Source organism: Streptomyces physcomitrii (assembly GCF_012273655.1).
Lineage (GTDB): Bacteria > Actinomycetota > Actinomycetes > Streptomycetales > Streptomycetaceae > Streptomyces > Streptomyces physcomitrii.
Window position 1 is genome coordinate 43,346 of the sequence record NZ_JAAWWP010000033.1, and the last position, 6,851, is coordinate 50,196.

Consider the following 6,851-nt stretch of genomic DNA (forward strand, 5'->3'; position numbering starts at 1 on the left):
GCGCGGCGCCGCAGCCGCAGGACGGGAGCGAGACCGTACGGCAGGAGTCCGGGACCGGGGAGCAGTCCGGGAGCGGCGGGAGGGGAGAGAGGCGGGCGCGCACCGCCGCACGGAGCGGGGGAGAGGCGAGTGCGCACCCCGGACGGAGCGGGGGAGAGGCGAGTACGCACCCCGGACGGAGCGGGGGAGCGGCGGGCGCACGGCAGTGCCGGGTGGTGCGGTGCACCACCCGGCACGGTGAGGAGGGAGCCGGCGGATCAGTCCCGGCGGGCGAGCAGTTCCGTACGGAGATGCCGGGCGAGTGCGGCGGGGGTCGCGCCCTCGTCGAGCAGGGGAGCGGACAGCCGCAGGCCGGTCGCCGACCGGAGCGCGGTGCGCACCGAGAGCACCCCGAGCGAATCCAGGCCCAGCTCCCCGATCCGCGTTCCGGCCGAGGGCGCCTCCTGGTCCGTACGGCCCAGGGCCCCGGCCAACTCCGCGCGGACCAGGCGCAGGAGGGCCTGCTCCTGCTCGGCTCCGGACAGGGCCGCGAGGCGCTGCCGCAGACCGGAAGGTGCGCAGGCGCCGTCGCGTGCGGTGCGCCGGGGAACCGCTGCGACTGCCGCCGGGCCGATGCGATCCCCGGTGGTGTGATCCCCGGCCGTGAGGCTCCCGGCGGCGAGGCCCCCGGCGATGGGACAGTCGCCCGCCGAGGAGCCCGGTGCGGAGCCCACCGCGGAGCCCACCGCGGCCCCGGGCCGCTGTCCGGTCCCGGCGGCGCGCACCGCGACCGGCCCCGCGGTGACGGCCGCGGCGAAGAGGTCCTGGGCCTCGTGTGCCGGGGAGGCCGCGCCCCGGACGGCGACCGCGTGGACCCCGGCCCGCCGCAGCAGGCGGGCGCAGACCTCCAGGAGGGCGGCCACCGCGTCGTCGAGCAGGCCGCCGCGGGACGGTGCGGAGAAGACCACGAGCTGTACGCCGTGGCGGGCCGCCCCGGCGGTCAGCGCGAGGGCGGGATCGACGACCGTGCGCAGCACCGCGTCGATGTCGTCCCGCTGACCGGCGGTGGCTCGCCGTGCCGCGAGGGAGGTGGTGAACAGCACCGTCGAGGGCCGCTCCGCCAGCAGTGCGCGCAGGCAGTCCACCGCCCGCGCCGGGTCCCAGGGGAGCAGCGGAAGCCCCTCGCCCCGGTCGGACAGCAGGTCGGCGGTCTCCTTGGCGAAGGGCCCGGTCACCAGCAGCGGCACCGCTGTGCTCCGGGCCAGACGGCGTTCGGGGGCCGCGGCCTCCGGGCGCCCGGCGAAGAGCCCGGCCGGACCCGCGGGGAGCCCGGTGCCCTCGGCCGGTGCCACCCGCGCCGTCCCCGGCAGCAGCAACCGGCCCTCGCGCAAGGCGAGTTGCGGGGCGCCGTGACCCACCGCGTCCCGGGTGCGCCGCCAGGAGCGCGGCTCCGCGTCGGTGTCGACGAGGACGAAGCGGCCCGGCGCCCGGTCGAGGGCGGAGCCGAGCAGCCCCCGTACCGCCGCCGCGTCCGGTGCGCCGGTCTCCTCGGCCGAGACGGCCGCGGAGCCCCGGAGCAGGACCACCAGCAGGCTGTCGTCGAGCAGCGGATCGGTGCCGTGGCGTATCCACTCCAGGGCCCCGGCCACCGCCGTGCGGGCCGCGTCCGCCGCGGGTGTCCCGTCGTCGCCGGGTCCGTCCGGTCCCGACCCGTCGCAGGTGAGCACGACCGCGCCGGGAGCCGGGGCGCCCTGCCGCAGTTCACGCAGGAGGGAGGGCAGGTCCGCGTGGCGCTCGCAGCGGACGCCGGCGCCTGCCAGGGCGGCGTGGCCGCCGAGCGGATCCGGGCCGATGACGGCCCAGCGGTCCTGCTGCGGCGGGGCCTCGGGCAGCGGGGCGGGGGTCCAGACCTCCTCGGTCAGGCCGTCCTGCTGGAGCGCCGAGGAAGTTTCCAGCGCCGGGCCCGCCAGGGGGCCGAGGGTCAGGGACCGGACCGTCAGGACCGGGTCGCCCGCCCCGTCGGCGGCGGCCAGCGCCCAGCTGCCGTCCTCCCGCGGGGTCAGCCGGACCCGGAGCACCCCCGCGCCGACGGCGTGCAGCGCCACCTCCCGCCAACTCACGGGCGTCATCGGCGAGTCGGAGCTGGGATCCGTCCGCCGCGCACCGGCCGCCGCGAGGGCCGCCTCCAGGAGGGCGGGGTGCAGACCGAAGCCCGCCCGGTCCGTCCAGTCCGGCAGGGTCACCTCGGCGAAGAGCTCCTCCCCGCGGCGCCATACTCCGCGCAGCCCGCGGACCGAGCGCTCGCCGCCGAGCCCGCGCGCGCCCGGCGGCGGCCAGGCGGCCATGGTCCAGCCGGGCTCGCCGTCCTCGGCGGGGCCGACGTGGCCCGAGGCGTGCAGGGTCCAGGGGTGGCCGGGGCCGGTGCGGGTGTCCCGGCGGCCGTGCACCCGTACGGGGCGCACCCGGGAGCCCTGCGCCGGGCCGACCGTCACGCGCAGCTGGACCCCGCCGTCCTCCGGCAGGACCACCGGCTGGTCCAGACGCAGATCGAGCAGGCGCGCACAGCCCAGGTGTCCCGCGGCCTCGAAGACCAGCTCCGGCAGGAGCGCGCCGACGGCCACCGGCCGGTGGTCCACCCGCCGGACCAGGGAGGGGTCGCCCCCGGCCGCGGTGAGGCGGCCGGTGCACACCAGCTCGTCGCGGTCCGGGAGTTCGAGCACCGCACCGAGCAGCGCGTGGCCGGTCCCGGTCAGACCGAGCCCGGCGACGGTGGTGCCGCGCTCCCGCGCGGCGACCGCCTCTTGGGGCCGCCGCCACAGCAGGCGGGCCGGCCGCTCGGCCAGTTCTCTGCGGGCCACCTTGCCCGCCGGGGTGCGCGGCACCGAGGCGATGCGGTGGATCTCCTCGGGGAGCTTGAAGGAGGACAGCCGTTCGCGGCAGAAGTCCAGCACCGCCCCGGCGTCCATGCCGTCCGGTCCCGGCACGAGGTAGGCGGCCGGGACTTCACCGAGGCTCTCGTGCGGGATCCCGGCCACGGCGGCGTCGGCGACGCCGGGCGCCTGGGCCAGCACCTCCTCGACCTCGCCGGGGTGGATGTTCTCCCCGCCGCGGATGATGAGTTCCTTGAGCCTGCCGGTGATCGTGACGTAGCCGTCGGGGTCCTGGCGGGCCAGATCGCCGGTGCGGTACCAGCCCCCGGACAGCACGGCCCCGGTCTCCTCGGGGCGGCCGTGGTACCCGAGCATCAGCCCGGGGGTGGAGACGCGGACCTCGCCCTCCACCCCGGGCGGGACCTCCTCCTCGCCCCCGGGGCGGGTGATCCGCAGCGCGAGCCCGGGCAGCGGCACCCCGCAGGAGCCGGGTACGTACGGGCCCCCGGGCAGGTTGGTGGTGATCGCCCCGCCGGTCTCGGTCATGCCGTAGCTGTCGAGCAGCGCGGTGCCGAAGGACTCCCGGAAGTCCTCGTGCAGCGACTCGGGGCAGGGGGAACCGGCCACCATGCACACCCGCGGCAGTCGCCCCTCGACGGCACCGTCGCGGGCGAGCTGGACCAGCCGGTGGTACGTGGCGGGGACGCCGACCAGGAAGGTGGAGTCCTCCGTCCGCGCCCGGCGCAGCAGGGCCTCGGCGCCGTGCTCGTCGGTGAGGAAGGCGGTGGCGCCGACGGCGAGGACGCCGAGGACGCAGACGTTGTGCCCGACCGAGTGGTGCAGCGGCACCGGCCACAGCACCCGGTCCTCGCGGGAGAGGCCCAGCAGCGGGGCGGTGCACGAGGCCGTGGTCCACAGCGAGCCGCGCTGGGTGCAGACCACACCCCGGGGCGGCCCGGAGCTGCCGGAGGTGTACAGGATCCAGGCGGGCTCGTCGAGTCCGAGGTCGTCGGGTGTCGGATCGCGCAGCGACCACGCGGCGGCCAGCTCCTCCCAGCAGGGCAGTCCCTCCGCGGCGGCCTCGGCGTATCCGGCCTCGGAGGCGTCGCCGACGAGGACGACGAGGACCTCGGGGCGCTCGGCCAGCACCCGGCGCACCTGCGGGAGTTGGGCCGCCCCGGTGATCACCAGGGCGGCCCCGCAGTCCGCGAGGAGGTGGGAGAGCTCGGCGTCGGTGGAGCGGGGGTGCAGCGGCACGCCCACCGCCCCGGCCCGGGTGAGGGCGAAGCAACTCTCCACCGCCTCCACCCGGTTCGGCAGGTAGACGGCCGCGGCGGCGCCCCGCTCCAGGCCGAGGCCGATCAGGTGCCCGGCGACGCGGGCGGTGCGGCGCTCCAGCTCGGCCCAGGTGACCGTGCGGCGGGCGTCCTCGAAGGCGGTGCGCCCCGGCTGCCGTACGGCGTGCTCCACCAGCAGCTCGTGCACCGGGCGGATCAGGTCCTCGCGGAAGGAGTCCTCGGCCCTCATGGGCGTCCGCCCCTCACGCACCGGCCGCGCGGTACCGGCGGCCGGCCAGTGCCCGTGCGGTCACGGCGATGACGATCGACCAGGTCAGGGAGACCAGCACCGGGTGCTGGGTGGGCCAGGGGCCGCCGTCGACCACGCCGGGATTGCCGAAGAGTTCGCGTACCGCCTGCACGGTCGCGCTCAGCGGGTTCCACTCGGCGGCCCAGCGCAGCACGGTCGGCAGGGTGGAGGGTGCCACGAAGGCGTTGGACAGGAAGGTCAGCGGGAAGAGCCACAGGAAGTTGCTGCTGGCCGCGGCCTCGGGCGCCCGGACGGTGAGGCCGATGACGACGCCCACCCAGGACAGCGCGTAGCCCATGAGCAGCAGCAGGGCGAAGGCGGCGGCGGCGCGGAGCACGCCGTGGTGGATGCGCCAGCCCACCATGAGGGCGCACAGCACCATCACCACCATCACCACGCTGTTCTGCACCATGTCCGCAAGGGTGCGGCCGGTCAGCAGGGCGCCGCGGGCCATCGGCAGCGAGCGGAACCGGTCGGTCATGCCGCTGTGCACGTCGTTGGCCATGCTCACGCTGCTGTTGCTGGCGGTGGCGAAGGCGATGGTCTGCGCGAAGAAGCCCGGCATCATGTACTCGCGGTAGGCGCTCGCGCCCTCCGCGCCCGGCAGGCTGAAGGAGCCGGCGAAGATGTAGGCGAAGAGCAGCACGAACACCACGGGCTGCACGAGCGCGAGGACGATCACCTCGGGGATCCGTATCGTCCGGGTCAGATTGCGGCGGGTGATCACCAGGACGTCGCGCAGGGCCTTGGCGGCGCTGCCGGGTTTCAGGGTGGGTACGGGGGCTGCGGCCGGCACGGTCATGACGTCTTCTCCCACGGGCTGTCGGTGGCGGCCGCGGTGCCCACGGGTTCCGGCTGCCGCTCTTCGGTGAGCGCCAGGAAGACCTCGTCCAGGGTGGGGCGCCGCAGCCCGATGTCGGTGATCTCGATGCCGGAGGCGTCCAGCGCGGCGATCACCTCGGTCAGCAGCCGCACCCCGCCGTCCACCGGGACGGAGACCGTCGAACGCGGCCGGTCGGCCTCGGGCTTGCGGGTGCCGAAGCGGTCGAGCAGGGCGACGGCGGGCTCCAGCTGTTCGGGCCAGGCCACGACCAGTTCGATGCGCTGGCCCCCGGCCTGCGTCTTCATGTCGCGCGGGGTGCCGCGGGCGATGATGCGCCCGTGGTCGACGACCGCGATGTCCCGGGCGAGGCGGTCCGCCTCCTCCAGGTACTGCGTGGTGAGCAGCAGCGTCATGCCCTGCGCGACCAGGCCCTCGATCGCGTCCCACAGCATCAGACGGCTGGTCGGGTCGAGGCCGACCGAGGGCTCGTCCAGGAACAGCACCGGCGGATGCAGCACCAGCGCCCCGGCGAGGTCGAGACGGCGCCGCATGCCTCCGGAGTACGTGCTGGAGACGCGGTCGGCCGCGGCGTCCAGGCCGAAGCGGGCCAGCAGTTCGTCCGCCCGCTGCCGCGCCGCGCGCGAGCCCAGCCCGTACAGTTCCCCGATCATCCGCAGGTTCTCCCGGCCGGTGAGCCGGTCGTCGACGGCGGCGAACTGCCCGGAGAGGCCGATGGAGAGCCGGACCCGGTCGGGCTGGCGCAGCACGTCGTGCCCGGCCACGGATGCGGTCCCCGCGTCCGGCCGCAGCAGCGTCGTCAGCAGGCGCACCGTGGTGGTCTTGCCGGCTCCGTTGGGGCCGAGCAGACCCAGCACGCCTCCTTCCGGTACGTCCAGGTCGACCCCGTCGACGGCGCGGACTTCACCGAAGGTCTTCACCAGACCCGTGGCGTGGATGGCGCCCGCCATGAGCTTCTCCTGTCCTTGTCTTCTTGTGTGGGTCTTCTCGTGTGGCCCGGCGGAACGGCTCCCGTACCCCGCGCCGCGCGGGGTACGGGAGCCGCCCCGTTCTCAGGTGGTGGCGATGAGCTTCAGTTCGGGGTGGGCGGTGCCGCCCTCGATGGCGGTGGAGGAGATGTGCGAGACCACGCGGTCGTCGACCGGGTCGTTCGCCGGGTCCTCGTGGACCACCAGGTGCTCGTAGGTGGTGGCCCGCTGCGCGGGAACCCGGCCCGCACGGCGGATCAGATCGATGATCTCCAGGCGGTTGGAGCGGTGCTTGGCACCGGCCGAGGAGACCACGTTCTCCTCCAGCATGATCGAACCCAGGTCGTCGGCACCGTAGTGCAGCGACAGCTGCCCGATCTCCTTGCCCGTGGTCAGCCACGAACCCTGGATGTGCGCCACGTTGTTCAGATACAGCCGGGCCACCGCCAGCATCCGCAGGTACTCGAAGACGGTCGCCTGCGTCTGCCCCTTCAGGTGGTTGTTCTCGGGCTGGTAGGTGTACGGGATGAAGGCGCGGAAGCCGCCGGTGCGGTCCTGCACGTCGCGGATCATCCGCAGGTGCTCGATGCGCTCGGCGTTGGTCTC

General features: G+C 75.5%; 4 protein-coding genes. All 4 read right to left on the reverse strand.

All coding sequences use genetic code 11. The features are described 5' to 3' along the window. Nucleotides 1-257: 257 nt before the first annotated feature. The gene (locus HFV08_RS29905) at nt 258-4,376 is read right to left on the reverse strand and encodes an AMP-binding protein (RefSeq protein ID WP_168543701.1); all 4,119 of its coding nucleotides are present in this window, start codon (nt 4,374-4,376) and stop codon (nt 258-260) included. A gap of 13 nt (nt 4,377-4,389) precedes the next feature. Continuing rightward, nucleotides 4,390-5,238 (reverse strand): ABC transporter permease, encoded by an 849-nt coding sequence (locus HFV08_RS29910; protein ID WP_168543702.1) that lies wholly within the window; start codon nt 5,236-5,238, stop codon nt 4,390-4,392. Then, nucleotides 5,235-6,227 carry an ATP-binding cassette domain-containing protein gene (locus tag HFV08_RS29915; protein WP_168543703.1) on the reverse strand — a complete coding sequence of 331 codons (993 nt, stop codon included), beginning with the start codon at nt 6,225-6,227 and terminating at the stop codon, nt 5,235-5,237. Before HFV08_RS29915 ends, HFV08_RS29910 begins: the two co-directional genes overlap by 4 nt. A gap of 102 nt (nt 6,228-6,329) precedes the next feature. Then, nucleotides 6,330-6,851 (reverse strand): radical SAM protein (locus HFV08_RS29920; protein WP_376770762.1); only part of this gene is annotated, 522 nt, incomplete at its 5' end.